The organism is Variovorax sp. MPBD4-3, assembly GCF_058809745.1.
Genome location: NZ_JBXASW010000012.1, coordinates 1 through 26,942 on the forward strand (window position 1 = coordinate 1; position 26,942 = coordinate 26,942).

A 26,942-nucleotide genomic window follows, 5' to 3' on the forward strand; every position below is an offset into this window, starting at 1 on the left:
GGGCGGGGGCCACGCGGAGCGCCCGACAGATACGCCGCCTGCCCCCACCCCAACCCTCCCCCGAAAGGGGAGGGAGAAAAACAAGAAAGACACTGACATGGGCTTTTTCCTCGAAACCCTTTTCGGCGGCCTCATGGTCGGCATGCTCTATTCGCTGATCGCCATCGGCTTCGTGCTGATCTACAAGGCCTCCGGCGTCTTCAACTTCGCGCAGGGCGCGATGGTGCTGTTCGCCGCGCTGGCCATGGCGCGCTTCTCCGAGTGGTTCCCGCAGTGGTTCGGCTTCCAGAGCCAGATCCTCGCGAACATCCTGGCCTTCGTCGCGGCCATGGCCGTGATGGTGGTGGTCGCCTGGCTGATCGAGCGGCTCGCGCTCAGCAAGCTGGTGAACCAGGAAGGCATCACGCTGCTGATGGCCACGCTGGGCATCGCCTACTTCCTCGACGGCATGGGCCAGACGCTGTTCGGCAACGACATCTACAAGATCGACGTGGGCATGCCCAAGGAACCGCTGATGGTGCTCGAAGGCACCTTCCAGGGCGGCCTGCTGCTGAGCCAGGAAGACCTGATCGCCGCGCTGGTGGCGGCCGGGCTGGTGGTGGTGCTGGCCATCTTCTTCCAGAAGACGGCCACCGGCCGCGCCCTGCGCGCGGTGGCCGACGACCACCAGGCCGCGCAGTCGATCGGCATTCCGCTCAAGCGCATCTGGGTGATCGTGTGGTCGGTGGCCGGCTTCTCGGCGCTGGTGGCCGGGATCATCTGGGGGTCGAAGCTGGGCGTGCAGTTCTCGCTGTCGCTGGTGGCGCTGAAGGCGCTGCCGGTGGTGATCCTCGGCGGGCTCACCTCGATACCGGGCGCCATCATCGGCGGCCTGCTGATCGGGGTGGGCGAGAAGCTGTCCGAAATCTATCTCGGCCCCATGCTCGGTGGCGGCATCGAGATCTGGTTTGCCTATGTTCTTGCACTGGTCTTCCTGCTCGTCCGGCCCCAGGGGCTGTTCGGCGAGAAGATCATCGATCGGGTCTGAGCGATGTTCTACAGAGAAAACGGCCAGTTCAAGTCGAGCTACAGGGCCGACCAGCAGATCTTCCCGATCGCGCAGGACCGCATCGCGATCCTGGTGCTGCTGCTCGTGGCGTTCGTGGTGGTGCCGCTGGGCGTGTCCGACTACTGGATGCGCGCCATCCTCACGCCCTTCCTGATTCTTTCGCTCGCGGCGCTGGGGCTGAACATCCTGGTGGGCTACTGCGGCCAGATCTCGCTGGGCACCGGCGCCTTCATGGCGGTGGGCGCCTATGCGGCCTACAACTTCCAGGTTCGCATCGAGGGCATGCCGCTCATCGCGTCGCTGCTGCTGGGCGGCCTGTGCGCCACGGTGATCGGCGTGCTGTTCGGCATTCCGAGCCTGCGCATCAAGGGCCTGTACCTTGCGGTGGCCACGCTGGCGGCGCAGTTCTTCACCGACTGGGCCTTCCTGCGCATCCAGTGGTTCACCAACAATTCTTCGTCGGGCTCTGTGAGCGTGGCGGGGCTCAACGTGTTCGGCGTGCCGATCGAATCGCCGGTGCAGAAGTATCTGTTCTGCCTGGCCTTCGTGGTGGTGTTCGCGCTGCTGGCCAAGAACCTGGTGCGCAGCGCCATCGGCCGCGAATGGATGGCGATGCGCGACATGGACGTGGCCGCCGCGGTGATCGGCATCCGCCCTGTGTACGCCAAGCTCACGGCCTTTGCGGTGAGCAGCTTCATCGTCGGCGTGGCGGGCGCGCTGTGGGGCTTCGTGCACCTGGGGGCGTGGGAGCCGGCGGCATTCAGCATCGACCGCTCGTTCCAGCTGCTGTTCATGGTGATCATCGGCGGGCTCGGCTCGATCATGGGCAGCTTCTTCGGCGCTGCGTTCATCGTGCTGCTGCCGCTGTTCCTGAACCAGCTGCCGGCGTGGCTGGGCTTCTCGATTTCGACCGCGCTGGCCTCGCACCTGGAGACCATGATCTTCGGCGCGCTGATCGTGTTCTTCCTGATCGTCGAGCCGCACGGGCTGGCCCGGCTGTGGTCCACGGCCAAGGAGAAGCTGCGGCTGTGGCCCTTCCCGCATTGATCCGTTTCGAAAGTTCCCGTTCGTAAAAGCCCGGCACCGAGGTGCCCACAAAAGGAGACAGGCATGAAACTGAAATCGCTCGCTCTGACCGCCGCCCTGGTGGCCAGCACCCTCGGCGCCATGCTCGCGCCATCGGTCGCCCAGGCGCAGGCCAAGGAACAGTTCTTCCCGCTGCTGGTGTACCGCACCGGCCCCTACGCGCCCAACGGCACGCCCTGGGCCAACGGCAAGCAGGACTACCTGAAGCTGGTGAACGCGCAAGGCGGCATCAACGGCGTGAAGATCACCTTTGAAGAATGCGAAACGGGCTACGCCACCGACAAGGGCGTGGAATGCTACGAACGCCTGAAGGGCCGCCCCGGCGTTGCGTTGTTCGACCCGCAGGCCACCGGCATCACCTTCGCGCTGACCGACAAGGTGCCCACCGACAAGATCCCGCTGGTCACGCTGGGCTACGGCCTCGCGGCCTCGCAGGACGGCGGCGTCTTCAAGTGGAACTTCCCGCTGATGGGCTCCTACTGGACCGCGGCCGACATCCTGATCCAGCACCTGGGCAAGAAGGAAGGCGGCATGGACAAGCTCAAGGGCAAGAAGATCGCCCTCGTGTACCACGACTCGCCCTTCGGCAAGGAACCGATTCCGCTGCTGCAGGAGCGCGCGAAGATGCACGGCTTCGACCTGTCGCTGATTCCGGTGACGGCGCCGGGCGTGGAGCAGAAGTCGGCCTGGCTGCAGGTGCGCCAGCAGCGCCCCGACTTCGTGCTGCTGTGGGGCTGGGGCGTGATGAACTCCACCGCGCTGAAAGAGGCCGTGGCCACCGGCTACCCGCGCGAGAAGATGTACGGCGTGTGGTGGGCCGGCGCCGAGCCCGACGTGAAGGACGTGGGCGCCAACGCCAAGGGCTACAACGCGCTGGCGCTGAACGGCTCCGGTCCCGACAACAAGGTGATCCAGGACATCATCAAGCAGGTGCACGACAAGGGCCAGGGCACGGGTCCGAAGGAAGAAGTGGGCTCGGTGCTCTACACGCGCGGCGCGATCATCTCGATGCTCGGCGTCGAGGCGGTGCGGCGCGCGCAGGAGCGCTTCGGCAAGGGCAAGGTCATGACCGGCGAGCAGGTGCGCTGGGGCCTGGAGAACCTGGCGCTCGACCAGAAGAAGCTCGATGCGCTGGGCTTCGCGGGCGTGATGCGCCCGGTGAGCACCTCGTGCCAGGACCACATCGGCTCGACCTGGGCGCGCATGGAAACCTGGGACGGCGCCAAGTGGAACATCGCGCCCGACTGGTACCAGGCCGACGACCAGATCATCAAGCCGATGGCCAAGGCAGCGGCCGACAAGTACGCAACGGAGAAGAAGCTGACGCGCCGCGAGGCAGCCGACTGCCAGTCCTGATGCACCGCTGAGTTCCGTGGGGGGGGGCTCGCAAGACCCGCCATTCGACAGCGCGACGCCTTTTGCCGCGCCGTTGTCGAATGCTTCGGACCACACCATGAGCGAACCCAACATCCTCCTCAACGTCAACGGCATCGAGGTCATCTACAACCACGTGATCCTGGTGCTCAAGGGCGTCTCGCTCACGGTGCCCGACGGCGGCATCGTGGCGCTGCTCGGCGGCAACGGCGCGGGCAAGACGACCACGCTGCGCGCGGTGAGCAACCTGCTCGCGGGCGAACGCGGCGCGGTCACCAAGGGCACCATCGAGCTGCGCGGCGAGCGCATCGAGGCGCTGTCGCCTGCGGAGCTGGTCAAGCGCGGGCTGATCCAGGTGATGGAAGGCCGTCATTGCTTCGCGCACCTGACGATCGAGGAGAACCTGATGACCGGCGCCTACACGCGCACCGACGGAAAGGCCGCGGTGCAGCAGACGCTGGAGAAGGTGTACGCGTATTTCCCGCGGCTGAAGACGCGGCGCACTTCGCAGGCGGCCTACACATCGGGCGGCGAGCAGCAGATGTGCGCCATCGGCCGTGCGTTGATGGCCAACCCGACGATGGTGCTGCTCGACGAACCCTCGATGGGTCTCGCCCCGCAGATCGTGGAGGAGGTGTTCGAGATCGTGAAAGACCTCAACACCAAGGAGCGCGTGACTTTCCTGCTGGCCGAGCAGAACACCAACATGGCGCTGCGCTATGCCGACTACGGCTACATCCTGGAGAACGGACGCATCGTGATGGACGGCGAGGCGAAGAGCCTGCGCGAGAACGAGGACGTGAAGGAGTTCTACCTTGGCGTAGGCGGCGCGGACCGCAAGAGTTTCCGGGACGTGAAGAGCTACAAGCGGCGCAAGAGGTGGCTGGCTTGAGGCTTCTTCGTGTTGTGCTTCGCTGTTCGGGGCGCGATCAGGCCGACGGGGTACCTTGCTCCGCGAATGTCCCCCGGCCTGCGGCCTCCTCCTTTATTTCGCTGCGCAAGGCACCCCATCGGCCTGATCGTTCAGAGCACTGGTTGATCGGCCGCAAACCAACAGGGTGCCCTGTGCACAGGGCGTCGGGTGCTCCCCGCAGCGAAATAAAGGAGGAGGGGCGCAGCCCCGGGGGACATTCGCGGAGGGGAGTACCCGATGGCCTGTGCACACGTCCCGAACAAACACCGCTCGGTAAAGAACTGAACTGAACAGATTGAAGGGTACGGACATGACCGACCACTACGACAAGCTAGAAATCCGTGACCCCGCCGAACGCGAACGCGACCTGCTGGCCGCCTTGCCCAGGCAGATCGCGCAAGCCCAGAGCGCCGCACCCGCGTTCGCGAAAATCCTCGACGGCGTCAAGCCCGCCGACATCACCACGCGCGAAGCACTCGCCAGACTGCCCGTCACCCGCAAATCGGAACTGCTCGAACTGCAGAAAGCCCGCCGCGCCGACGACCCCTTCGGCGGGTTCTCATCGATCGCACGCGGCCCGCGCATGCCCCGCGTGTTCGCGAGCCCCGGCACCATCTACGAACCCGAGGGCGAAGCGCGCGACTACTGGCGCACCGCTCGTGCATTGCATGCGGCGGGCTTTCGCGGCGGCGAGCTGATCCACAACAGCTTCAGCTATCACATGACGCCCGCCGGTTCCATCATGGAAAGCGGCGCGCACGCATTGGGCTGCAGCGTCTTCGCGGGCGGCACCGGACAGACCGAACAGCAGCTCGAAGCCATGGCCGACCTCAAGCCCGAAGGCTACGCGGGCACGCCCAGCTTCCTGAAGATATTGCTGGAGAAGGCCGAAGAGAAAGGACTGAAGCTGCCCTCGCTCACCAAGGCACTCGTCTCCGGCGAAGCCTTTCCGCCGAGCCTGCACGACTGGATCGCCGCGCATGGCGTGAAGGGCACGCAGTGCTACGCCACGGCCGACCTGGGCCTCATCGCCTACGAGACCAGCGCGCGCGAAGGGCTGGTGATCGACGAGGGCGTGCTGGTCGAGATCGTGCGGCCCGGCACCGGCGACCCGGTGCCCGACGGCGAAGTCGGCGAGATCGTCGTCACCACCTTCAACCCCGACTATCCGCTGGTGCGCTTCGGCACCGGCGACCTGTCGGCGGTGCTCGCGGGCACCTGCCCCACGGGCCGCACCAACAAGCGCATCAAGGGGTGGCTCGGCCGGGCCGACCAGACCACCAAGGTGCGCGGCATGTTCGTGCATCCCTCGCAGGTGGCCGAGATACTGCGGCGCTTTCCCGAGGCGCGGCGCGCGCGGCTGGTGGTGTCCGGCGAGATGGGCGACGACCGCATGACGCTGCAGCTCGAATGCGACGGCGTCGTGCCCCAGGGGCTGCAGGCGCGCGTGGGCGACGCGATACGCGAAGTGACCAAGCTGCGCGGCGAAGTCGTGGTGGTGGGCGCGGGCGAACTGCCCAACGACGGCAAGGTGATCGAGGACGCGCGCAGCTACAAGTAGCGGCGGTACAGCCAGCGCGTGGCGGCGCGCATGAGCATCACCACGTGTATCGCATAGACCAGCGCGAACGCCAGCACGAAGCCGATGAGCCCTCCGAGGCCGTTGAGTCCGGAGGTGCTCGACGCGATGTACAGCCACGCGATGGCGATGACGATGCAGCTCACCTGCACCAGCACGAAGGCCAGCACCGAAGCGGCCACGGCCCTGAACGGCCGCGCCCTGGCGAGCCCCGGCGCGGCGCCGAGCCAGCCGCCCCAGAACGCGAGCGCGAAGACCACCAGCGGCGGCACCATCCAGGCGAAGAGCAGCTCGGGGCCGTCCACGCCGCGCCCCATAGAGCTCCAGCGGCTCATGGCCACGCCGCCCCACATCTGCAGCGCCGCGAACATCGCGGCGCCCACCAGCGCCACCGCGCGGCGTGGCGACGCACCGTCCAGGTCTTCCACACTGCCCGGCGCTTCGGCGGCGGGCTCAAGCTGCGCGGCACGCCCGGCGCGCAGCGCGACCCACGCCGCGGCCCACACGCCCAGCACGAGCACGATCAACTGCGCGATGGACTGCAGGAACACGAACACCGCCATCACCGTGCGAATGGAAGCCGGCTCGACAGCCTCGTGCAGGCGGCCGCCGGGCATGAAGAGCAACTGCACCTCGTACAGCAGCGGGCTCAGCGCATAGAAGTTGAGCAGCAGCACCACCAGGTACGCGGCGGCATAGCGCAGGCGCGGCCGCGCGAGCCGCGAGACGCTGTCGACGCCGCGCTTCTCCAGCGCATTGCGCCCGTGGCTCCAGGCCAGCGCCGCCGCCAGCACCCACGCCATGCCGATGCTGCACACCATCGGGATCCACACGCCCGGCAGCGCGTAGGTACCGCGCATCTGCGCGCCCTCGGGCGTATCGGGGGCGAGCTGCACAGCCAGGTTGACGAGCACCATGACGGCATCGATGGCCACGGTGACGAGCGCGAGGTCGCGCGGCAGTCGCCGTGCGGACTCGTGCGTCGGGGGATGGAGGGAGGTCGCCGTCATGGGGGAATACTTTCGCTTTGCATTGCGCATGCCGTGGCATGCGAGGAACAAAGCGAGCGTATCGGATGACAGCGCCCGCGCCCTGTAGGCTCAGTGCGCGAGTGCGGCTTCGCCCGCCTCCTCGGGCTCGGGCCCCACGTAGACCGACTGCGGACGGATCAGCCGCCCCTTCTTCACCTGCTCGCGCGCATGCGCCACCCAGCCACCCACGCGGCCGGCCGCGAACACGCAGGTGAAGCTCTCGCGGCCGAAGCCCAGCGCCTCCAGCAGCAGCGCGGTGTAGAACTCCACGTTGGTCTCCAGCGCGCGGCCCGGCTTCTTTTCGCGCAGGATGGCCAGCGCGGCCTGCTCCGCCGCCTCGGCCAGCGCGAAGCGCGCGGCATTGACGCTGCCCTCCTTGCCGAGCCGCCCGAGCGCGCCCTTGAGCGCATCGGCGCGCGGATCGCGCACGCGGTAGATGCGATGGCCGAAGCCCATCAGCCGCTGCCCCTCGGCCACGGCCTGCTCCAGCCATGCGCGGGCGTTGCCGGCGCTGCCGATGGCGTCGAGCGCATCGAGCACCGGGCCGGGCGCGCCACCGTGCAGCGGCCCCTTGAGCGCGCTGATGCCCGCGATCACGGCGGAGGCCAGGCCGGCGCCGGTGGATGCGACCACGCGCGCCGCGAAGGTCGAGGCGTTGAGGCCGTGGTCGCACACGGTGACGAGGTAGGTGTCGAGCGCGGCGCTCTGCGCCGGCGTGGGCGCACGGCCATGCAGCATGCGCAACATGTCGGCGGCGTGCGGCAGCGCCTCGTCGGGTGCGAGCGCCTGCACGCCCAGGCGCCAGCGGATCACCGCGGCGGTGTACACGGCGGGCGCGGCCACCAGGCGCAGCGCGGTCGGCAGGTCGTCGCCGTCCGGCAGCCGTGCCAGCAGCGCGCGCACCGCCTCGATGGGCGGCAGCCGGCGCAGCACGGCGTCGTCGTTGGGCTGCAGGCGCTCGAAGGCTTCGCGGCGCGCGCGGCCAATGGCGGTGCGCAGGCCTTCGGCGGCGGGCAGCGTGTCGAAGAAGCCTTCGAACAGCAGGCCCACCACGTCTTCATAGCGCCAGCGCTGCGCGATCTCGTCCAGCGCATGGCCGCGGATCACGAGCCGGCCGGCCTCGCCGTCCACCTCGGACAGCACGGTATGCGCGGCCACCACGCCTTCGAGGCTGCCATCGTCGTTGTTCATCGCTCTTTACTCCTGGGTTGTCACGATGACATTGATTCTGGCCCGATGGATATTGACGTCAATCTTGATCTATTCTGTCAACATGACGACGAAGAGAACCGCGCCGCTGTGGCTGCCGGCCGCCGAAGCCCTCGAACTGATGCAGGTGCGCCCGCAGACGCTCTACGCCAGCGTGAGCCGCGGCCGCATCCGCGCCAAGCCCGATGCCGCCGACCCGCGCCGCAGCCTCTACCACCGCGACGACGTGCAACGCATCGCCGCGCGCGCACGGGGCCGCCGCAGCAGCGAGGCGGTGGCGAGCGAAGCCATCCAGTGGGGCGAACCGGTGCTGGCTTCGGCTGTGTCCACGGTGGCCGAAGGCCGGCTGCTGTACCGGGGGCACGACGCCTGCGCGCTGTCGGAGCACGCCACGCTCGAGGAAGTGGCGGGGCTGCTCTGGGAAAGCGCGCCGCCGCACTTTCCGGCTTCCGCGGTGCCGGTGGCCTCGCAAGGCAATTCGTCACCGCTCCAGGCCGGCCTGCTCGCGCTGGCGGCGCGCGCCGCCACCGACCTGCCCGCGCGGGGCCGGTCACGCAACGTGCTGCAGGCCGAGGCTGCGGAAGCGATCGGCGCGCTGGCCGATGCATTGCTGGGCACCGCACCCGCACCCGCACGCGCCGTGCCGCTGCACATGCGGATGGCCTCGGCATGGCGCCGCCCGCGCGCCGCCGACGATCTGCGCCGCGTGCTGGTGCTGCTGGCCGACCACGAGCTCAATGCGTCCACCTTCGCGGCACGCGTGACGGCGTCGACCGGCGCGTCGATGGCGGCTTGCCTGCTCACCGGACTCTCGACCCTGACGGGCCCGCTGCATGGCGGCGCCTCCGCGGCGGTACAGGCGCTGATGCGCAGCGCGGCGGCCATCGGCACCGAAGCGGCGGTGCGCGAGTGGCTCGCGCACGACCGGCCGCTGGCGGCCTTCGGGCATCCGCTCTATCCGGATGGCGATGCACGCTGCCGCGCGCTGCTGGCCAACATCGAACTGCCGCCGGCATTCCGCGAGCTGCGCGATGTCGGTGAGAAGCTGCTCGGCGACGCGGTGAACGTCGACTTCGCGCTCGCAGCGCTGGCGGCGGTACACAAGCTGCCGCCGGGCGCGCCGCTCATGCTGTTCGCGCTTTCGCGCACCGTCGGCTGGACGGCGCACGTGCTGGAGCAGCAGGGCAGCGGCCAGCTGATCCGCCCGCGTGCGCGCTACACCGGCCCCACGGCCGATGCGGCCACGCAGGAGCTCAGTGAATCGACGCCTCGTGCGCGATCTCGAATGCCTTCGTCATCTCGCGGTTGAAAGCCGGCAGATCGTCGGGCTTGCGGCTGGTGACGAGGCTCTGGTCGACCACCACTTCCTTGTCGCTCCAGCTGGCGCCCGCGTTCTTCAGGTCAGCCTGCAGCGACGGCCACGAGGTCATCTTGCGGCCCTTCACGCCGCCCGCGTCGATCAGCGTCCAGGGCCCGTGGCAGATGGCCGCGATGGGCTTGCCCGCCTCCACGAAGGCGCGCACGAACGCGACCGCCTTCTCGTCGATGCGCAGGGTGTCGGGGTTGACCACGCCGCCGGGCAGCAGCAGGGCATCGAAGTCTTCGGGCTTCGCGCTCTGCAGCGGTACGTCGACCTCGAAGCTGTCGGCGGGGTCGTGGTGGTTCCAGCCGCGCACGCGGCCTTCGACCGGCGAGACGATCAGGGTCTGCGCGCCGGCATGGTCGAGCGCCTTGCGCGGCTCGGTCATCTCGACCTGCTCGAAGCCGTCCGACACGAGGATGGCGACCTTCATTCCGTCGAGGGAAGAAGAGGTGATGGGCATGTGTGAATCTCCTTTGGGGTGAAAAAAACCGGCAATGAAGGTTCACCCTAGGGCCTGCGTGCGGCAGCCGCATCGTCCGGCGCCGGCTCCGCCTGTCGGACAGTTCGACGGGCGGCCGATTTCAGCCGCGCACCCGTGCCCGGCATGCACCGGCAAGGGGCGGATCGTGCTTCCCGCATAAGGGCTATTGGGTATAGGTCAGCTTGCAGTCAGCCCTTAAGATCGCGGCCTTTTTACCCCTCTCGGAGACGAAATGAAGAAACTGTTCGCCCTCGCGGCGATTGCCGCCGCAGCAGCCGGTGTTCACGCCCAGGACTTCCCCGGGAACAAGACCGTCACGCTCGTGGTGCCTTTCGCGGCCGGCGGCCCGACCGACCGGGTGGCGCGCGACCTCGCCGAAGCCATGCAGAAGACGCTCGGCACCACCATCGTGGTGGACAACACCGCGGGCGCGGGCAGTTCCATCGGCACCGCCAAGGTGGCGCGCGCCAACCCCGACGGCTACACGCTGCTGCTGAACCACATCGGCATGTCGACGATGCCGGCGCTCTACCGCAAGCTGCCCTTCAACGTCGAGACCGACTTCGAGTACCTCGGCATGGTCAACGAAGTGCCGATGACGCTGATCGGCAAGCCCGGCCTGCCCGCCAACAACTACAAGGAACTGACGACCTGGATCGCCGCCAACAAGGGCAAGATCAACCTGGGCAACGCCGGCCTGGGCGCCGCGTCGCACCTGTGCGGCCTGCTGTTCCAGAGCGCGATCAAGGTCGAGATGACGCCCGTGCCCTACAAGGGCACGGCCCCGGCCATCGCCGACCTGCTGGGCGGCCAGATCGACCTGCTGTGCGACCAGACCACCAACACCACGTCGCAGATCGAGGCCAAGAAGGTCAAGGCCTATGCGGTGACCACGGCCAAGCGCCTGACCACCCCGGCGCTGAAAGACCTGCCCACGCTCGACGAGTCGGGCCTGAAGGGCTTCGAAGTGACGATCTGGCACGGCGTGTACGCCCCCAAGGGCACGCCCGCGCCGGTGCTGAAGAAGCTCAACGAAGCCATCAAGGCCGCCATGAAGGACCCGGGCTTCATCAAGCGTGAAGAAGCGCTGGGCGCGGTGATCACCACCGACAGCCGCACCGAGCCGGCCGAGCACAAGAAGTTCGTCTCGGCCGAGATCGCCAAGTGGGGCCCGATCATCAAGGCCGCCGGCGTGTACGCCGACTGATCGCCCTTCGGCTTCCTTCCATAGCCAACGAAAAAGCCGCCGGCCCTTCGGGACCGGCGGCTTTTCTCTTGCGCGGGCAACCTGCAGGATCAGGGCTGCGGCGTCACCGTCCACACTTCGAAGCTCTTGCGCTGGTCGACCTGGCGCGCGCTGCGCGCCGTGAAGATGAAGCTGCTGACCGAGCTGCCCTCCGCGTACTGGTAGGCGTTGGCCCCCACCTGCGCGCAGTGGTTGTCGGAGGATGAGTTCGCCACCGGCTGGCAATAGATGACGGCCTTGCGCGCGGTGTTGCGCAGCGTCACCGAATCGGCGAAGCGGTTGTTGTTGGGACCGCGGCCGCTGACGATGAACGTGGTCGGGGCGAGCGCGCCGGCGGGTACGAGCCAGCCGTCGAGGTTGCCCTCGGCGCTGAAGTCGATGTTGTTGGCGCCCGGATCCGAGGGAACCGGGGCCGGGAACACGATGCCACGACCCACGCCTTGAGTTTCCTGGAACAGTTCGGCGCGCAGCGCGGGCGTCATCTCCACCAGCGGCACTTGCGCTGCTTCCGCCATGCTCGGCGCGCGAGAGAAGGTGCGCACGTACTGCACCACGTTGTCGCCACCGGCGGCGTGGAAGAACTCCATGCGCCAGACCGTCTGGTCGGCGATTGCGCTCAGCTGGGTGTCCGTGTACGGCGGCGAGGCGAACAGGTTGCCGTTCTCGAAGGTCTTCGGCTCGGGCTGCTGCGCCGGCTCGACATACCGGGTCGCCATGCGCCAGATGGCGGAATTCATGGCCGTGCCGGTGGCCGTGCCATCCGCGGTGAGCACCAGCGTGTTGAGGCCGGCACGCGGCACGAGCACCAGTTGGCGGTCTCCCAGCACGCTGCTGGTCACCACCACCTTCGAGAATTTCGAGCTGCCCTGCTCCACCACGTTGTCCACGTTCAGGGTGTATCCGGACGCGCGGTACAGCAGGCTCGGATGCTTCAGGAAATCCTTCATCTCGAGCAGCGGCCGCACGGAGGCGCGGTAGGGGTTGCTGCTGCCGGTGAGCTTGAGCGCACCGCCCACGATCTTCGCGTTGAAGACGTCGTTGTCGGTGTTGCCCACGACGTCGGTCCAGCGGTAGGTCAGTGCGATGTCGCCGTTGGGATAGAAGTATTCGAAGTTGCCGCGGTCGTGCTTCAGGTTGGTGGGGCCGGTGCGGAACAGGCTCTCGAACGGGCGGCGCGCGCCGCTGCTGTCGCGGCCGATGGTCGCGCCGCCGGCCGAGACGTAGCTCGCCGGGTTGTCGTCCACGAACAGGCTGCGGCAGGCCGGCGCGACCACGTTGGCCGCCGTGCCGAAGGCGTTGCCGTCGCCGTTGATGGTGCTGTCCACGCGCTGCGCGAGCGGCAGCGCATAGCAGGCGTTGATGCGCTCGAGCAGCTCCTGCACCATGGCCGGCGTGGGCGGCTGCACGAGCGCGGCGGCGTCGACCGCCGGCAGCGGCGCGATGGTGGCGTCACCGCTGCGGAACACGATGGACACCGGCGGGCTGTCGTCCCCGGCCGGCTGCGCCTTGACGGTGATCTCGATGTTGGCGGCCGCGCCGTCGGGGCGCACCGACACGTTGATCGTGTCCAGCACGCGGTCCTGCCCGGTGCCGTTGGCCTTGAACTCTCCGCTCATCGGGTCGATGCTCATGTTGAGCGCATCCAGCAGCGGCTGCAGCGCGGACACGAGCTTCTTCACCTGGTCGGTGATCGCCCCCGCGGTCACAGCGCCGGGGTCGGCCTGGATGGCGGCGGCCAGCTTCGACGGGTCGCCGTTGGGCGCGAGCTGTGCCACCACGATGGTGGTCAGCGGCGTCACGTTGGTCGTGCCGGTGGCGGTGCTGGCGGTGGTGCTGTAGAGCGTGAGGTCGTCGCGCACGGCCTGGATCACCAGCGGCGCCTTGGTGCCGGCGGGCAGCGTGCAGCTGTAGGTGCCTTCGGCCGAGACTTTCACTTCGCAGACCTTGGCGCCGGTCTGGTCGAACACGGTGAGCGCCGCGTCCGCGAAGGCGGCACCGGTGGCGACCGTGCCGCTCAGCGTGGTGGCAGGGGCCGTGGTGTCGGCGGCAGGGGCGGCGGGCTGCTGGCCGCCGCCGAGCGAAACCGGCAAGCCGCCGATGCCGCCGCCGCCCCCTCCACCGCCGCCGCACGCGCCGAGAAGCGCGAGCGTCACAGCGGACAGGGCAACGGGAATTTTCTGGATGAATGCGGGCATGTCTGGTTCTTCTCCAAGGGGTTGGACCTCGCTTGACCGGAGGTTCCGCAAACCATAGCTTTCACTTTTGTGGAAACAAATGATGCAAATGCACCATTCTTGAAACGCCACGACGGGGTAACTTCCGAGCGGGCCACGGAAACCACCAGAACATGGGATGCGCGCTGCGCGGGAGCGAGGGAAAAAAGGCCAGATGAAAAAACCGGTCGCATTGCAAGACTTCAGCACGCTGCTGCTGCAGCTCTATCGGCTATCGCACGAGTTGCCGATAGACGCATTCCAGGACGCCGCGCTCGACCTCATCAAGCCGGTGCTGCCATTCGACTCGTCGATGTGGGGCACGGCCACCAGCACTTCCAGCGGCATCGACATCCACACCATCCACCTGCACAACCAGCCGGCGGAAATGCTCACGGCTTATGAAGAGGTCAAGCACCTCGACACCGCGGCGGTGGAAGTGGGGAAGCGGCCGACCTCGACGCTCGCGTTCAACGCCGACGCATGGTTCCACCGGCCGGACCAGTCGCAATTGCGCGACTACGGCCGGCGTTTCGAGCAGGCCAACTTCTTCATCAGTTCCGACGTGAACCGGCAGACCAACTTCGTGCACTGGGTCAGCCTGTTCCGGGCGGACCCCGACGCCCAGGGCACCGAAGACGAACGCCAGCTGCTCGCCAGCCTGATGCCGCACGTGATGCAGGCGCTGGCGCTCAACCGCATCGTGCACCTGGACCGGCTGGAACCCGGCGGGCCGCCGGCATGCGGCTCGGCCATCGGCGACCTGCGCGGCGTGCTGTATCACGCCGACGGTCTCTTCGAAGCCGCGCTGAAGGCGGAGTGGCCCGCGTGGCACGGGCGCACGCTGCCCGCGCCGCTGCTGAAGCACTTCCTGGAAGGGCACGCCCGCTACGGCGGCCACGGGATCGTGGTGACGCACCACGTCGAGCAGCGCCTGCTGTTCCTGAAGAGCCGCACCCGCTGCCGCGCGGACAGCCTCTCGCCGCGCGAGCGCACGATTGCCGAGCTGCTGGCGCGCGGCGACACGCACAAGGACATCGCCACCATCCTGAGCCGCTCGCCGGCCACGGTGCGCAATCACATCCAGTCGATCTACGACAAGCTGGAGGTGAGCAACGTGGCCGGGCTGATCCAGGAGCTGCGGCTCGCGGGCTGAGCCCTCCCTTCCCGCTACTTGGGCCGGATCGCGTCCGCCGTCCCCTGGATGAACGCCTTGATGCTCTCGATCTCCTCGCCCGAGAGCTTGCCCGTGAAGTCGGGCATGCCGCGCGACATGGCCGGGCCCTTGAGGATGAACTTGTCGAGGTTCTCGATGTAGGCCGCGTCCATGTAGCCGAGGTTGGGAATGTTGCCGCCGCGGTCGACGCCCGGCACGCCGTGGCAGAAGACGCAGTTGCTCACGTAGAGCATGGTGCCGGCCTGGACCTTGGCGGGGTCGTACTTGACGCCCTGCACCAGCTTGTCCATGCGGTACTGCACGAAGTCCGGCATCTTGGCCGTGCCGCCCACCGCGAAGGTGTAGACGGTGCCCGGCCCCTGCCGCTCGGTGGCACGCTGCGCGAGGCCGTACACGCCGCCCCAGCCCACCGCCACCGACACATATTGCTTGCCGTCCACCATGTAGGTGGAGGGTGCCGCCACCACGCCGGTGCCGGTGGGCGTTTCCCAGAGCTTCTCGCCGGTCTTGGCGTTGTAGGCCAGCAGGCGGCCGTCGGCCGTGCCCTGGAACACCAGGTTGCCGGCTGTGGTGAGCGTGCCGCCGTTCCAGGGCGACACATAGTCCACGCCCCAGGCTTCCTTCTGCGCCACCGGGTCCCAGGCCACGAGGCGGCCGAAGGGCTTGCTCTTGGGCGGCTCCACGTTGGCGAACTTGGCCAGGTTCCAGCCCAGGCCCGCATGCGGGCGGCCCGGCACGTCCTCGTTGAACTTCCAGTCCTTGTCGTCCATGAGGTTGATCGGCACATGCTGCGCCGGCAGGTAGGCGAAGCCGGTCTGCGGGTTGAACGACATCGGGTGCCAGTTGTGCGCGCCGAAGGGGCCGGGGATGGCGTCGTTGGGCTTGGTGCCGTCGCGCGCGGCGGCCACGCCGATCGGGCGGCCGTTCTTGTCGTAGCCGGTGGCCCAGTTCACTTCGGTGAAGTTCTTCGCCGAGATGAACTTGCCGTTGGTGCGGTCGATGACGAAGAAGAAGCCGTTCTTCGGCGCATGCAGCAGCACCTTGCGCGGCTTGCCGTCCAGCTTCATGTCGGCCAGGATCATCGACTGGGTGGAGGTGTAGTCCCAGTTGTCGCCGGGCGTCTCCTGGTAGTGCCACTTGTACTTGCCGGTGTCGGGGTCGAGCGCCACCACCGAGCCCAGGTAGAGGTTGTCGCCGCCCTTGGGGCTGCGCGCCTTGTGCGACCACGGCGAGCCGTTGCCGGTGCCCACGTACATCAGGTTGAGCTCGGGGTCGAAGGCGAAGCTGTCCCACGCGGTGCCGCCGCCGCCGGCTTCCCAGTACTTGCCGCTCGGGTCCCAGGTCTTCGCGGCCTTGGCCATGGAAGCGTCTTCGAAGGGCTTGCTCGGGTCGCCGGGCACCACGAACCAGCGCCACTTCTGGTCGCCGGTCTTCGCGTCGTAGGCGGTGACGAAGCCGCGCACGCCGTACTCGGCGCCGCCGTTGCCGATGATGACCTTGCCCTTGAAAACCCGCGGCGCGCCGGTGATGGTGTAGCTGCCCTTCTGGCCTTCGAGCGTGTCCTTCTCCCAGACCTTCTGTCCGGTGGCGGCGTCGAGCGCGATCAGGCGCCCGTCGTAGGCGGCCACGTAGACCTTGCCCTCATGGATGGCGACGCCGCGGTTCACCACGTCGCAGCAACCCTTGAAGCCCTTGGACTTGTCGACCTGCGGATCGAAGGTCCACAGCTTCTGGCCGGTGCGGGTGTCGATGGCGTGCACCACGCTCCACGAGGCGGTGACGTACATGATGCCGTCCACCACCAGCGGCGTGGCCTCCACGCCGCGCGTCGACTCGAGGTTGTACGACCAGACCAGCCCCAGGTCCTTCACGTTGCCGGTGTTCACCTGGTCGAGCCTGCTGAAGCGCGACTCCGAGTAGTCGAGGCCGACGCTGGGCCAGTCGGGGGTTTTCTTCTGCGCCGCGTTGGCGCGTATGAAATTGCCGTCGACGCGCGCGGTGGCGGCCGCTGCGCGCTCCTGTGCGTTCTGGGCCGTGGCCGCCGTCGATGCGCCCAGGCACAGCAGCGCGCCGGCGAGCATGAGCAGCCCGGAGTGTGTTCTTTTCATCGCAGGTCTCCTTTGTGCCGCAAGGATCGTTCGCGCCGGCCTCGCGTTCACCTTCGGGATTTCCCCAATCCGTCGCTGTTCCATTGCGGAACACATTCGCTGCTGGTCCCGAATACAGGGAGGCGGCGAACCCATGTCCCAAGGCAAGTTCGACAGCAGGCTAGGCACGGCGGATGCGCCGCGCCAGCTCTTTGCCAGCACGCCGGCGCAGCGCGTGGCGCTCGCGCGGCGGCAGTTCTTCGAAGAAGGCGTGCGGCCCTCGGGCCTGGTGGGCGAGGCGGTGATCCAGTCGTGGCTGCGCTGCAGCCGCACGCACACCGACCGCCAGCGCATCGTGCCCTTCGACGCGGTCACGCCGAGCCGGCTGCACGCCACGCTGGCGCGCAACCGCGAGCTGCTGGAGGTGGCACGACAGGAACTCGCGCAGATGGAGAACATGCTCGCGGGCACCGACTGCCGCGTGATCCTGACCGACCGCGACGGCGTGCTGGTGCACGTCACCGACCAGCCCGCCGCCGCGCACCAGCCGGTGCTGCGCAAGACCGCGCGGGTGGGCGTGAACATTTCGGAGCGCGTGGTGGGCACCACCGCGCCGGGCATCGTGGCCAGCACCGGGCAGGCCTGCACGGTGGACGGCGCGGAGCATTACTTCGACGTGCTGTGCCACATGCAATGCGCCGCCGCGCCGATCCGCGACGTCACGGGCCGGCTGGCCGGCGTGCTCGACCTCACGGTGGAGGCGCGGCGCTTCGGCTTCGATGCGGCGTCGATGGTGGCGCTCTACGCCACCACCATCGAGAACCGGCTGCTGCAGGCGCAGTCGCGCGACCACCTGATCCTGCGCTTCCAGGCGAGCCCCACGCTGCTGGGCACGCCGCTGGAGGCGCTGGCCGGCATCGCGCCGGACGGCACCATCGCCTGGCTCAACAACGCGGGCGCGCGGCTGCTGGGCCGGCTGCCCGAAGCGGCGGACGAACGCGATGTCGAATGCCTGCTGGGGCACGACCTCGCGAGCCTGATGCGGCTCGGCCGGCGCGAGGCGGCGCAGCCGCTGCGCCTGGCGAGCGGGCTCGGCGTGTGGGTGCAGGCGCAGCTGAAGGGCGCGAACGGCGCGGACTTCCGCCATGCCGTGGCGATGCCCGGAGAGACGGCGCCAGCGGCCCTGGAACGCATCGCGGTGCCGGCCATTGCAACCACCGCCACCGAAGGCCAGGCGGGCACCGACACCGCGGAGGCTGCGTGGCCCGCCGGCACGCTGCGCGAGCACAGCCGCAAGCTGATCGAGGACACGCTCGCCGCGCACGGCGGCAACGTCTCGCAGGCGGCGCGGCAGTTGCGCGTGTCGCGCGGCACGCTGTACCGGCGGCTGCGCGGCTGGCATGACGACGCCGCGCAGGCCGCCGCGGACGACTGAGCGTTCAGACGGCGGCGCGGGCCAGCGCGCGCGCGCGCCGCGCCTTCGCGTCGGGCTGCAGCGGCCGCAGGTATTCGTGCAGCGCCAGCGCGGCGGCGCCCACCGCCGGTGCCAATGCGTCGTAGCGCGCGGTGCGCAGTTCGGGTGCCGGCATGCCGGCGCGGTCGGCGTGCCGGTGGACGCTCTCGAACGCCGCCTGCACGAAGTCGCGGTGATCGGTGCAGGCCTTGCCGCCCAGCACGATCGCGCGCGGGTTGAAGGTGACCCACAGGTTCTGCAGCATCACGCCGAAGAAGGCGGCGGCGCGCTGCATGTCGCGGCCCTCGCGCAGCAGCACGCGCGAGCCGAAGAAAGCCTCGGCGCAGCCGCGCCGCCCGCATGAGCAAAGCGGCCCGTCGAGCTCGAGGATGGTGTGGCCGATCTCTCCGGCCATGCCCTGCGCGCCGGTGAAGAGCCGGTCGTTCAGCACCACGCCCGCACCCACGCCCACGTCGCAGTTGACGAAGATCAGCGGGTCTTCGCCCTCCTGGCCTTCCATCGCCGCGAACTCGTATTCGCCCAGCACGGCGGCATCGGCGTCGTTCTGCAGCTGCACGGTGACGCGCGGCAGGCCCACGGCGGCAAAGGCTTTCTCCAGCGCGGGCAGCAGGCTCACGTTGCGCCAGCCGAGGTTGGGCGCGAAGCGGACCACGCCTGTGCAGTCGTCCACCGCGCCGGGTATGCACACGCCGATGCTCGACAGGCGCAGGCCGAGCTGCTCGAGCCGCGCATGCGCGACCGAGGCCATGCGCGCGACCTGCGCGCAGACGCCGGCGGGCGCGCTGTCGGCCAGAGCCCGGGTGTCCGAATACAGCACCTCGCCCTGCAGCGACATGCACACGAGGCGCACCGTCTCCACGGCGATCTCCACGCCCATGAGCGCGCGCACGCCCACGTTGATGCGCAGCGGCGTCGAAGGCCGCCCCAGGCCGTCGGCCACGGCCGCGCCCGATTCGCTGAGCCAGCCCTCGTCGATCAGCTCGCGCACCAGCAGGCTCACGGTCGACTTGGTAAGGCCGCTCTCGCCGGCCAGCCGCGCGCGCGAGAGGCCGGGCCGCGCGCGCAGCAGCCGCAGCAGGACGCTGCGGTTCATGCGCTTCACGAGCTGCTGGTCGCCGATGGTGGTCACATCAGGCGGCCGCGGTGTGGGCGTGATGGGCCTGCTCTTTGCCTTCGGGCCGCTTGCCGGCAATGATCATGCCGAGCACTTCGTCCTCGGTGACGTCGGCGGTGCGGTAGGTGCCGACCAGCTTGCCGTTCTTCATCACGGCGAGGCGGTCGCTCAGCGAGAACACGTCGGGCATGTCGTGCGTGATGAGGAAGATGCCCACGCCGTCGGCCTTGAGCCGCTTCACGAGGCCGCCGACCATCGCGGTCTCCTCGGGGCCGAGCGCGGCGCAGGGCTCGTCCATGATGAGGATGCGCGCATTGAAGTACAGCGCGCGAGAGATGGCCACCACCTGCCGCTGTCCGCCGGAGAGACGACGCACGGGCACGCGGATGTTGGTGAAGTTCTTGTTGAGCCGGTGGAACACCTTGCGCGCCTGCACTTCCATGAAGTGGTCGTCCAGGGTGTTCCAGCGCGTCATCTTCTCGCGGCCGAGGAACAGGTTCGACACGGAGTCGAGGTTGTCGGCCAATGCAAGGGTCTGGTAGATGGTCTCGATGCCTTGCGCCTGCGCTTCGGCGGGCGTGCGGATGTTGACTTTCTCGCCGGCTATCAGGGTGTCGCCGGAGTCGATGGGGTAGGCGCCGGCGAGCATTTTCATGAGCGTGGACTTGCCCGCGCCGTTGTGGCCGAGCAGCGCGACCACTTCGCCAGGGTAGAGGTTGACGCTCACGCCGTCCACGGCCTTGACGCCGCCGAAGGACTTGCGGATCTCGCGCAGTTCGACGAGGGGTTTGGAGGTGTCGATGTCTGCCATTTCAGTGCTCTGCCTTGGTTTGGCGTTCTTGTTCGGGGCGCGTGCGAATGACACCGGGTACTCCCCTCCGCGAATGTCCCCCGCCTTCGGCTCCTCCTTTATTTCGCTGCGGGGAGCACCCGGCGCCATTCGCACAATGGGCACTGCCGCAATGCCGGCCGCGCGAGCGCTGCGTCCATCGATCACGCTGGCGGGGTGCCTTGCGCAGCGAAATAAAGGAGGAGGCCGAAGGCCGGGGGACATTCGCGGAGCAAGGTACCCCGTCGGCGTGAGCGCGTCCTGAACAGCAATGCAAGTTCATCCCTAGTTCTCCCCAAACTTGCGCCGGTAGAGAACGTCGAACACCACGGCCACGATCAGCACCTGCCCGATGATGACCATGCGCTTGCCGATGGGCACGTCGAGCAGCAGCATGCCGCTGTCGAGCGACTGCATGATGAGCGCGCCCAGCACCGAGCCGAAGATCGAGCCGCTGCCGCCCGCCAGCGCCGTGCCGCCGATGACGGCCGCCGCGATCACGTACAGCTCCATGCCCGTGCCCAGCGAATTGGTGCCCGCGTTGAGCCGCGCGATCGACACGATGGCCGCGATGGTGACCAGCACCGCCAGCAGCGCGAACAGCATCAGCGTGACGCGCTTGACCGGAATGCCCACCAGCGCCGCCGCGTCGGGGTTGCCGCCCATCGCGAACACGTAGCGGCCGAAGCGGGTGCGGTGCACGATGAACGACAGCACGATGGCCACCACCGCCCAGATCAGCACCGGAATCGGAATGCCCTGGGGCGCGTCCTTCGAATCGATCTTGTAGTGGTTCATGACCGCCGCGAACCCGATCACCACCGCCGCCGGCACTGCGGTGAGCAGCAGCTCCAGCCACAGCGGCTCGTTGGGCATCTCGTGGCGCGCGCGCGCCGCGCGCTTCTGGAACATGCGCGCGAACAGCACCACCGCCACCAGCCCGGCGATCACCCAGCTCGCGGTGACGCCGATGCCGCCGTCGTAGCCGCCGCCCAGGCGCTGGAAGAATTCGTCGTTCACCGGCTGCGTCTTGCCGTCGGCCACCAGGAAGGCCGCGCCGCGGAACGACATCAGCCCGCCGAGCGTGACCACGAACGAAGGCACGCCCAGCATCGCCGTGAGCCAGCCCTGGTAGATGGACACCAGCAGCGCCACGGCCAGGCCCGCCAGGCAGGCCGTGGGCCACGACCAGCCCGAGGTGTATTGCAGGTACGCGATGAGCACGCCGACGAAGCCCATCACCGAGCCGACCGACAGGTCGATGTGGCGCGCCACGATGATCAGCACCATGACGGTCGACACGATGCCGACCACCGCCGTCTGCTGCGCGACGTTGTAAAGGTTCTCGGGCGACAGGAACACGCCGCCCGACATGACGCTGAACACCACCGCCATCACGACCAGCAGCACGCACATCAGCACGAGGCGCAGGTCGATGCCCGTGCGGCGCCACCAGCCCGGTGTTGGATTGCTCATTTTTCAGACCCCCTTCGGGACAAAGACAGGAGCGCGCCCACCTCCGGCCGGGCCCGTGGACGGCCGGCCGATGGCGCGTTGCGCGGGTGATCCGTGCTGGCTTGCTTGCCTACTTGCAGGCCGCGGGCGCGCTGGCGCCCGTCACGCCCTTGCAGAGCTCGTCCTTCTTGATCCAGCCGGCCTTGACCACGACGTCGAGGTTGTCGCGTGTCACGGGCACCGGAGTCAGCAGGCGCGATTGCAGCGAGACCTTCTTCGGACCGGAGTTCCAAGTGCCGGCCTTTTCGACCGGCTTGCCCTGCGACAGCGCGATGGCCGCGGCGGCGGCTTCGCGGCCGAGTTCGCGCGAGTCCTTGAAGATGGTCGCGGTCTGGGTGCCCAGCGCGATGCGGTTGAGCGCCGCGAAGTCGGCGTCCTGGCCCGACACCGGAATGCCGCGCAGGCCCTTGGCCGTGAGCGCCGCCACCGCGCCGCCCGCCGTACCGTCGTTGGCCGCCACCACCGCGTCGACCTTGTTGCCGTTCTTGGTGAGGATCTGCTCCATGTTCTTCTGCGCGACTTCGGGCTTCCAGCCTTCGGTGTATTCGTCGCCGACGATCTTGATGTCGCCCTTCTTGATGGAGGCGTCGAGCACCTCCTGCTGGCCGGCGCGCAGGAAGTCGGCGTTCGGGTCGCTCGGCGAGCCCTTAATGATCACGTAGTTACCCTTGGGCTTGACCTTGAGCACCTCGCGCGCTTCCATGCGGCCGACCTCGACGTTGTCGAAGGTGATGTAGAAGACGCCCGGCGCCTCGATCAGCCGGTCGTACGCCACCACGGGCACCTTCTGGCGCGTGGCCTTGGTCACCGCCGGCAGGATGGCGTCCTTGTCCATCGCCAGCACGATGAGCGCCTTGGCGCCCTTCGACATCAGGCCCTCGATGTCGCCCAGCTGCTTCTCCGGAGAGCCGCCCGCATCGGCACTGATGTACTTGGCGCCGAGCTTCTCGAGTTCGGCCTTGATGGCAGCCTCGTCGGTCTTCCAGCGCTCTTCCTGGAAGTTGGACCAGCTCACGCCGACCACGGTCTGCGCCATCGCGCCCACGGCCGTGAGACCGAAGGCCATGGCGGCCAGGGTGTGTTTCAGTTGCATCGATGTCTCTCCTGAGTTGGTGCGCCCCACAGGGATAAGCCGTGTAAGAAATTAGTTAGTTTGAAGGGCGAACTAACTATCCCATCGCGGCAAGGTGCTGGGCATCCGGGAATTCCCGGAGCGCGGGGCGCCCATGAAAAAAGGCCGGGCAAGCCCGGCCTTCATGCGCTGGAGCGCGTGGGCGATCAGTCGCGGGCGCGCGCGGCGTTGCGCAGGTCGCGGATCTGGTCGTGGTTGCGCTGGGCGCCTTCTGCCTGGGCAGCAACCACGCTGCGCACGTCGGCGGGCAGGTTCTGCTTCAGGGCCTTGCGATAGCGCGCGACACCGGTGTCTTCGCCGCGCTCGCACGATTCGAGGATCGAGAGTTCGCTGTTGGCGCCCAGCGAGCCCTTCACGTGTACCCAGCCACGATGCAGCGCGCCGCTGGCGGTGCCGCCATCGGCCGGCTTGCCGCCGTAGGCCGTGATGAGCGCCATCAGTTCGCTGCCGGCCTTGCGGCACTCTTCCGCGCGGTTGGCGAACAGTTGCTTCGCCGCCGGGCTCTCCACTTCGTCGGCGCAGGCGCGGAAGCCGTATTCGCCGTCGCGCGAGTTCTCGAGCAGGTCGTTGAGCACGTCCACGACTTCGTCGTTGGCGAGCGCGGGGCCGGTTGCCTGGAGGGTGTCGAGGGATGCGTCTGTGTATGCCATGTCGGTGATCCTTTCAATTGATGATCTGTTTGCCGTCTGTCGAACACACATCGTTGAAAGATCCGCGATGCCGCGGCGTCGTCCCATCGGGCGACACGGCGTAGGCGAAGGACGACCCGCGCCGCCCGGCTTCAGCCGATGCGCCAGGCCTGCATCCACACGGCGATGCCGTCGAGCATTTCGTCCAGCGCCTGCTCGTCGGTGCGGCCGGTGCGCCTGAGCACGTGGAAGGAATGGTCGGCGCCCTCGATCTCCAGCACGGTGGCGATCGGACCCAGCGCCTGCACGGTGTCGTCGAAAGGCGCGGGCTCGGCCAGCGTGTCGCGCGGCCCGTGCGCGAAGAGCATGGGCACGTCCACCTCGCGCAGATGCGCCGCGCGCCCGGCCGCCTTCGCGGGCGCGCCCGACGGGTGCAGCGGAAAGCCCAGGAAGACCAGCCCTTCGACGGCCGCGAGCGGCTCCAGCGCCTGGGCCTGCGACGTCATGCGCCCGCCGAACGACTTGCCGCCCGCGAAGAGGCGCACGCCCGCAAAGCGCGCCGAGGCGCAGGCCACGGCCGCGCGCACCGTGGCATGCGCCAGCGGCGGTGCGTCCGTGCGCTTGCTGCCCTGCTCCATATAGGGGAACTGGTAGCGCAGCGTGGCGATGCGCCGCTCGGCAAGGCCGTCGGCCACGGCCTGCATGAACGGATGCGCCATGCCCGCGCCGGCGCCGTGCGCGAGCACCAGGCACGCCTCGGCCGAGGGTGGCGACATCGCAAGGGCCGACACCGCAGTGCCGGGCCTCACGTTGATGGAAAGTCTGTGCGGGGTGGTCATCGCGCGAGTTTGCCCCCGCGCGCCCGTCGTTCGGCACGGACCTTCGGCGTCGTCCGACACGCGAAGGGCCGGTGGCCAATGTAAATTCATGTTTCACCCTTTTCTTCTTTTCCTGGAGTTCCGTCGTGAAGCACTGGCTGTTGGCTATCGGCATGGTCGGCTGCATCGCGCATGCGCAGCCCGGCTGGTTCACGGTGACGGGAGATCCGCAGGACAAGCTGGCAGACACGGTCCAGGTCGACCCCGACCGCGTGACGCTCCAGGACACGCCGGGCGACGCCTCCAAGGCCATGAACTTGCGCGTGAGCCGCGCGGCGCAGCGCGTCAACTGGGACGGCATTCCGTACCGTTCGTACGAGTCTCGCGTGGTGTTCGACTGCCAGGCGGGCCGCGCCAGCTACGTGGCGGCTCGCTTTTACGCGCAGCCGCTGTGGCAGGGCGAGCCACACCGCAGCGCGGACTACAGCGACGCCCCCAAGCCGGTGCGCTTCCTGGACATGAAGCCCAACCCGACGGGGCGCATCGTGCGCGCGGCCTGCCGCCCGCGCAGCAGCTAGAGCTGCGACGACAGCAGCGCCGCCAGGTGCTCCATCGCCTTCTCGTGCAGCGGGCGATCCTTCCAGGCCTCGTACGTCAGGCGCTTCGACTGGCGCAGGTCGGCCTCGAACTGCGCGGTCTGCTCGGCGGCGAAGGCCTCGTCGTAGATGTTGAGGTTGGCCTCGTCGTTCAGGCGGAACGAGCGGTTGTCGAAGTTGGTGGAGCCCACCGACACCAGCAGGCCGTCGACCGTGAAGACCTTGCAATGGAACATGGTCGGCTGGTATTCGCTGATCTCGGCGCCCGCCTCCAGCAGCGGGCCCCACGCCGCGCGCGAGGCACCGCGCACGGTCTTCGAATCGATGATCGGGCCCGGCGTGATGATGCGCAGCCGTACGCCGCGCTTCATGGCCGCGACCAGCGCGCCCACCGTCAGGTCGTCGGGCACGAAGTAGGCGCTCGACAGGTCGATGGTCCTGGTGGCCGCCGCGATCGACAGCAGGTACATGAGATGCATGCTCTCGCTGCCGCCCGAAGGCGAACTGCTGAACATCTGGGCGCGTCCGTCGCCCATCGAGGGAATCGGCGGAAAGTAGGTTTCGCCGTGCAGCACGTCGCCCGACACCTTCACCCAGTTGTCCATGAACACGGCCTGCATCTGAGCCACCACCGGCCCTTCGACCTTGTAGTGCGAGTCGCGCCAGTGCTCGGCGTCCTGTGCGTGGCCGGTCCATTCGGGCGCGATGCCCACGCCGCCGGTGAAGCCGGTGCGGCCGTCGACCACCAGCAGCTTGCGGTGGGTGCGGTTGTTCATGCGCGCGATGTCGTACCAGTTCGGCTTGTGGAACTTGCGGATCTGCACGCCGGCGCTTTCCATCTCGCGGATGAAGTCGCCATCGACCTTGGCGCTGCCCACCCAGTCGAGCAGCACGTGCACCTTCACGCCGGCGCGGGCGCGCTCCGAGAGCGCGTCGGCAAACTCGCGCCCGATGTCGCCCGACCAGTAGATGTAGGTCTCGAAGGTGATGCTGCGCCTGGCGCCGCGGATGGCGGCGAGCATCGGCGGAAAAATCCGGTCGCCGTTCTGGAAGGCCTCGAAGCGGTTGCCGCCGGTGATGGGCGGCCCGAGCATCACGCCCAGTGCGCGCTGGTACTGCGCATCGTGCAGCGCGTACTCGCGCTTGACCTGCTCGTCGAGCTTCTTCTCCCCGCTGGTGAAGTTGAGCACCAGCAGCGTGGCGGCCAGCGTCAGGACGAAAGTCCAGACGATGGTCTTGAGCGTCCCTCGGCGCTGCACGTGAGGACGCGAAGGCTTTGTGCTCAAGCGATCAGTCGATCAGCTGCGTCTTGATCGCGTAGTAGGTCAGGTCGCTGTTGGTGGAGAGGTTCATCTTCTCCATGAGGCGCGTGCGGTAGGTGCTGATGGTCTTCACCGACAGCGACAGCGCCTCTCCGATGCTGCCCACCGACTCGCCCTTGGCGAGCTTCAGGAACACCTGGAACTCGCGCTCCGACAGGTGCTTGTGCGGCGGCGCGTTGTCCTTGCGCTCCAGCTGGCCGGCCAGCAGCTCCGCCACCGAGGGCGAGATGTAGCGGCGGCCCAGCGCCACCGTGCGGATCGCCTTGGCGATTTCCTCGGGCTCGCATTCCTTGTTGAGATAGCCCGACGCGCCCTGGCGGATCAGGTTCACCGCGTAGTGTTCCTCGGGATAGCCGCTGAGGATGAGCACGCCCAGGTCGGGCGCCTTGGCGCGCACCATGGCGAGCGCGTCGATGCCGCTCTGGCCGGGCATCGAAAGGTCCATCACGAGCACGTCGATGTCGGCCGTGCGAACGAGGTCGATGGCCTCGCGGCCGGAGCCGGCCTCGCCGACCACGCGGAAATCGACGAAGGTGGAGAAGAACGCCTTGAGGCCTGTGCGGACGACGGCGTGGTCGTCGACGATGCCGATCTTGATCATGGTGTTGTTCCTGCTTGAAGCGATGCGCGCCAGGAGGCGGCGCGACAGGGGAACGAAGATGCCACAGCCATCGGCCCGCAAGACACCCGAAAAGCAGGACGCGGC

Annotated in this window: 23 protein-coding genes; 10 read left to right on the top strand and 13 right to left on the bottom strand. The window is 68.2% G+C overall.

What is annotated here, in order from left to right; all coding sequences use genetic code 11:
- The first annotated feature begins 97 nt into the window (after window positions 1–97).
- The 5 genes from AC1RVW_RS09660 to AC1RVW_RS09680 all read left to right on the top strand — a co-directional run bounded on the left by AC1RVW_RS09660 (window position 98) and on the right by AC1RVW_RS09680 (window position 5,982).
- Entirely contained in the window at window positions 98–1,027 is a 930-nt protein-coding gene (locus AC1RVW_RS09660) for a branched-chain amino acid ABC transporter permease (protein WP_285414046.1), read from the top strand.
- Between the two features lie 3 nt (window positions 1,028–1,030).
- On the top strand, window positions 1,031–2,095 hold the full coding sequence (locus tag AC1RVW_RS09665; RefSeq protein WP_081267466.1) for a branched-chain amino acid ABC transporter permease: 1,065 nt from the start codon (window positions 1,031–1,033) through the stop codon (window positions 2,093–2,095).
- A 63-nt stretch (window positions 2,096–2,158) separates the two neighbouring features.
- Window positions 2,159–3,490, top strand: coding sequence for an ABC transporter substrate-binding protein (locus AC1RVW_RS09670; protein ID WP_285414045.1), 1,332 nt, complete (start codon window positions 2,159–2,161; stop codon window positions 3,488–3,490).
- 97 nt (window positions 3,491–3,587) lie between these two features.
- A complete protein-coding gene (locus AC1RVW_RS09675) occupies window positions 3,588–4,400 on the top strand; it encodes an ABC transporter ATP-binding protein (RefSeq protein WP_081267464.1) in 813 nt (270 codons plus the stop codon).
- Between the two features lie 331 nt (window positions 4,401–4,731).
- Window positions 4,732–5,982 (top strand): phenylacetate--CoA ligase family protein, encoded by a 1,251-nt coding sequence (locus AC1RVW_RS09680; protein ID WP_493199549.1) that lies wholly within the window; start codon window positions 4,732–4,734, stop codon window positions 5,980–5,982.
- Here the strand turns inward: AC1RVW_RS09680 and AC1RVW_RS09685 are convergent.
- Window positions 5,973–7,010, bottom strand: a complete 1,038-nt coding sequence (locus AC1RVW_RS09685) for a hypothetical protein (protein ID WP_493199551.1) — start codon at window positions 7,008–7,010, stop codon at window positions 5,973–5,975. The genes AC1RVW_RS09680 and AC1RVW_RS09685 overlap by 10 nt on opposite strands.
- A 90-nt stretch (window positions 7,011–7,100) precedes the next feature.
- Window positions 7,101–8,222, bottom strand: a complete 1,122-nt coding sequence (locus AC1RVW_RS09690; protein ID WP_493199553.1) for a citrate synthase/methylcitrate synthase — start codon at window positions 8,220–8,222, stop codon at window positions 7,101–7,103.
- A gap of 82 nt (window positions 8,223–8,304) precedes the next feature.
- Here AC1RVW_RS09690 and AC1RVW_RS09695 point away from each other — a divergent pair, with 82 nt between their 5' ends.
- Window positions 8,305–9,549 (top strand): citrate synthase, encoded by a 1,245-nt coding sequence (locus AC1RVW_RS09695; RefSeq protein ID WP_493199555.1) that lies wholly within the window; start codon window positions 8,305–8,307, stop codon window positions 9,547–9,549.
- On the opposite strand, the gene AC1RVW_RS09700 is transcribed toward AC1RVW_RS09695, so the two are convergent.
- Entirely contained in the window at window positions 9,494–10,063 is a 570-nt protein-coding gene (locus tag AC1RVW_RS09700; protein ID WP_106936495.1) for a type 1 glutamine amidotransferase domain-containing protein, read from the bottom strand. The genes AC1RVW_RS09695 and AC1RVW_RS09700 overlap by 56 nt on opposite strands.
- A 253-nt stretch (window positions 10,064–10,316) precedes the next feature.
- On the opposite strand from AC1RVW_RS09700, the gene AC1RVW_RS09705 reads away from it, so the two are divergent.
- A complete protein-coding gene (locus tag AC1RVW_RS09705; RefSeq protein ID WP_081267459.1) occupies window positions 10,317–11,291 on the top strand; it encodes a tripartite tricarboxylate transporter substrate-binding protein in 975 nt (324 codons plus the stop codon).
- Between the two features lie 89 nt (window positions 11,292–11,380).
- Here the strand turns inward: AC1RVW_RS09705 and AC1RVW_RS09710 are convergent, their stop codons facing one another.
- On the bottom strand, window positions 11,381–13,525 hold the full coding sequence (locus tag AC1RVW_RS09710) for a carboxypeptidase regulatory-like domain-containing protein (RefSeq protein WP_493199558.1): 2,145 nt from the start codon (window positions 13,523–13,525) through the stop codon (window positions 11,381–11,383).
- A 193-nt stretch (window positions 13,526–13,718) separates the two neighbouring features.
- Between AC1RVW_RS09710 and AC1RVW_RS09715 the strand changes: the two genes are divergently transcribed.
- A complete protein-coding gene (locus AC1RVW_RS09715) occupies window positions 13,719–14,699 on the top strand; it encodes a helix-turn-helix transcriptional regulator (protein WP_106936493.1) in 981 nt (326 codons plus the stop codon).
- A 14-nt stretch (window positions 14,700–14,713) separates the two neighbouring features.
- On the opposite strand, the gene AC1RVW_RS09720 is transcribed toward AC1RVW_RS09715, so the two are convergent.
- Window positions 14,714–16,828, bottom strand: coding sequence for a PQQ-dependent dehydrogenase, methanol/ethanol family (locus AC1RVW_RS09720; RefSeq protein WP_106936492.1), 2,115 nt, complete (start codon window positions 16,826–16,828; stop codon window positions 14,714–14,716).
- A gap of 133 nt (window positions 16,829–16,961) precedes the next feature.
- Here AC1RVW_RS09720 and AC1RVW_RS09725 point away from each other — a divergent pair, with 133 nt between their 5' ends.
- Window positions 16,962–18,242 carry a helix-turn-helix domain-containing protein gene (locus AC1RVW_RS09725; RefSeq protein ID WP_493199561.1) on the top strand — a complete coding sequence of 427 codons (1,281 nt, stop codon included), beginning with the start codon at window positions 16,962–16,964 and terminating at the stop codon, window positions 18,240–18,242.
- A gap of 4 nt (window positions 18,243–18,246) precedes the next feature.
- On the opposite strand, the gene AC1RVW_RS09730 is transcribed toward AC1RVW_RS09725, so the two are convergent.
- From AC1RVW_RS09730 to AC1RVW_RS09755, 6 genes are all read right to left on the bottom strand, one after another.
- Window positions 18,247–19,410 (bottom strand): ROK family transcriptional regulator, encoded by a 1,164-nt coding sequence (locus AC1RVW_RS09730; protein ID WP_493199563.1) that lies wholly within the window; start codon window positions 19,408–19,410, stop codon window positions 18,247–18,249.
- Between the two features lies 1 nt (window position 19,411).
- Window positions 19,412–20,206, bottom strand: coding sequence for an ATP-binding cassette domain-containing protein (locus AC1RVW_RS09735; RefSeq protein WP_493199565.1), 795 nt, complete (start codon window positions 20,204–20,206; stop codon window positions 19,412–19,414).
- A 303-nt stretch (window positions 20,207–20,509) separates the two neighbouring features.
- Entirely contained in the window at window positions 20,510–21,700 is a 1,191-nt protein-coding gene (locus AC1RVW_RS09740; protein WP_106936488.1) for a sugar ABC transporter permease, read from the bottom strand.
- A gap of 109 nt (window positions 21,701–21,809) precedes the next feature.
- On the bottom strand, window positions 21,810–22,832 hold the full coding sequence (gene xylF / locus AC1RVW_RS09745; RefSeq protein ID WP_493199567.1) for a D-xylose ABC transporter substrate-binding protein: 1,023 nt from the start codon (window positions 22,830–22,832) through the stop codon (window positions 21,810–21,812).
- Window positions 22,833–23,017: 185 nt separating this feature from the next.
- On the bottom strand, window positions 23,018–23,521 hold the full coding sequence (locus AC1RVW_RS09750; RefSeq protein ID WP_081267450.1) for a ferritin-like domain-containing protein: 504 nt from the start codon (window positions 23,519–23,521) through the stop codon (window positions 23,018–23,020).
- Between the two features lie 131 nt (window positions 23,522–23,652).
- A complete protein-coding gene (locus tag AC1RVW_RS09755) occupies window positions 23,653–24,339 on the bottom strand; it encodes an alpha/beta hydrolase family protein (RefSeq protein WP_493199570.1) in 687 nt (228 codons plus the stop codon).
- 125 nt (window positions 24,340–24,464) lie between these two features.
- Here AC1RVW_RS09755 and AC1RVW_RS09760 point away from each other — a divergent pair, with 125 nt between their 5' ends.
- A complete protein-coding gene (locus AC1RVW_RS09760) occupies window positions 24,465–24,896 on the top strand; it encodes a surface-adhesin E family protein (protein ID WP_493199572.1) in 432 nt (143 codons plus the stop codon).
- On the opposite strand, the gene AC1RVW_RS09765 is transcribed toward AC1RVW_RS09760, so the two are convergent.
- Both AC1RVW_RS09765 and AC1RVW_RS09770 read right to left on the bottom strand, forming a co-directional pair.
- Complete coding sequence (locus tag AC1RVW_RS09765; RefSeq protein ID WP_493199679.1) at window positions 24,893–26,173, bottom strand: phospholipase D-like domain-containing protein; 1,281 nt, start codon at window positions 26,171–26,173, stop codon at window positions 24,893–24,895. The two genes, AC1RVW_RS09760 and AC1RVW_RS09765, sit on opposite strands and share 4 nt — an antisense overlap.
- 31 nt (window positions 26,174–26,204) lie before the next feature.
- Window positions 26,205–26,837 carry a response regulator gene (locus AC1RVW_RS09770; protein ID WP_081267540.1) on the bottom strand — a complete coding sequence of 211 codons (633 nt, stop codon included), beginning with the start codon at window positions 26,835–26,837 and terminating at the stop codon, window positions 26,205–26,207.
- Window positions 26,838–26,942 lie beyond the last annotated feature (105 nt).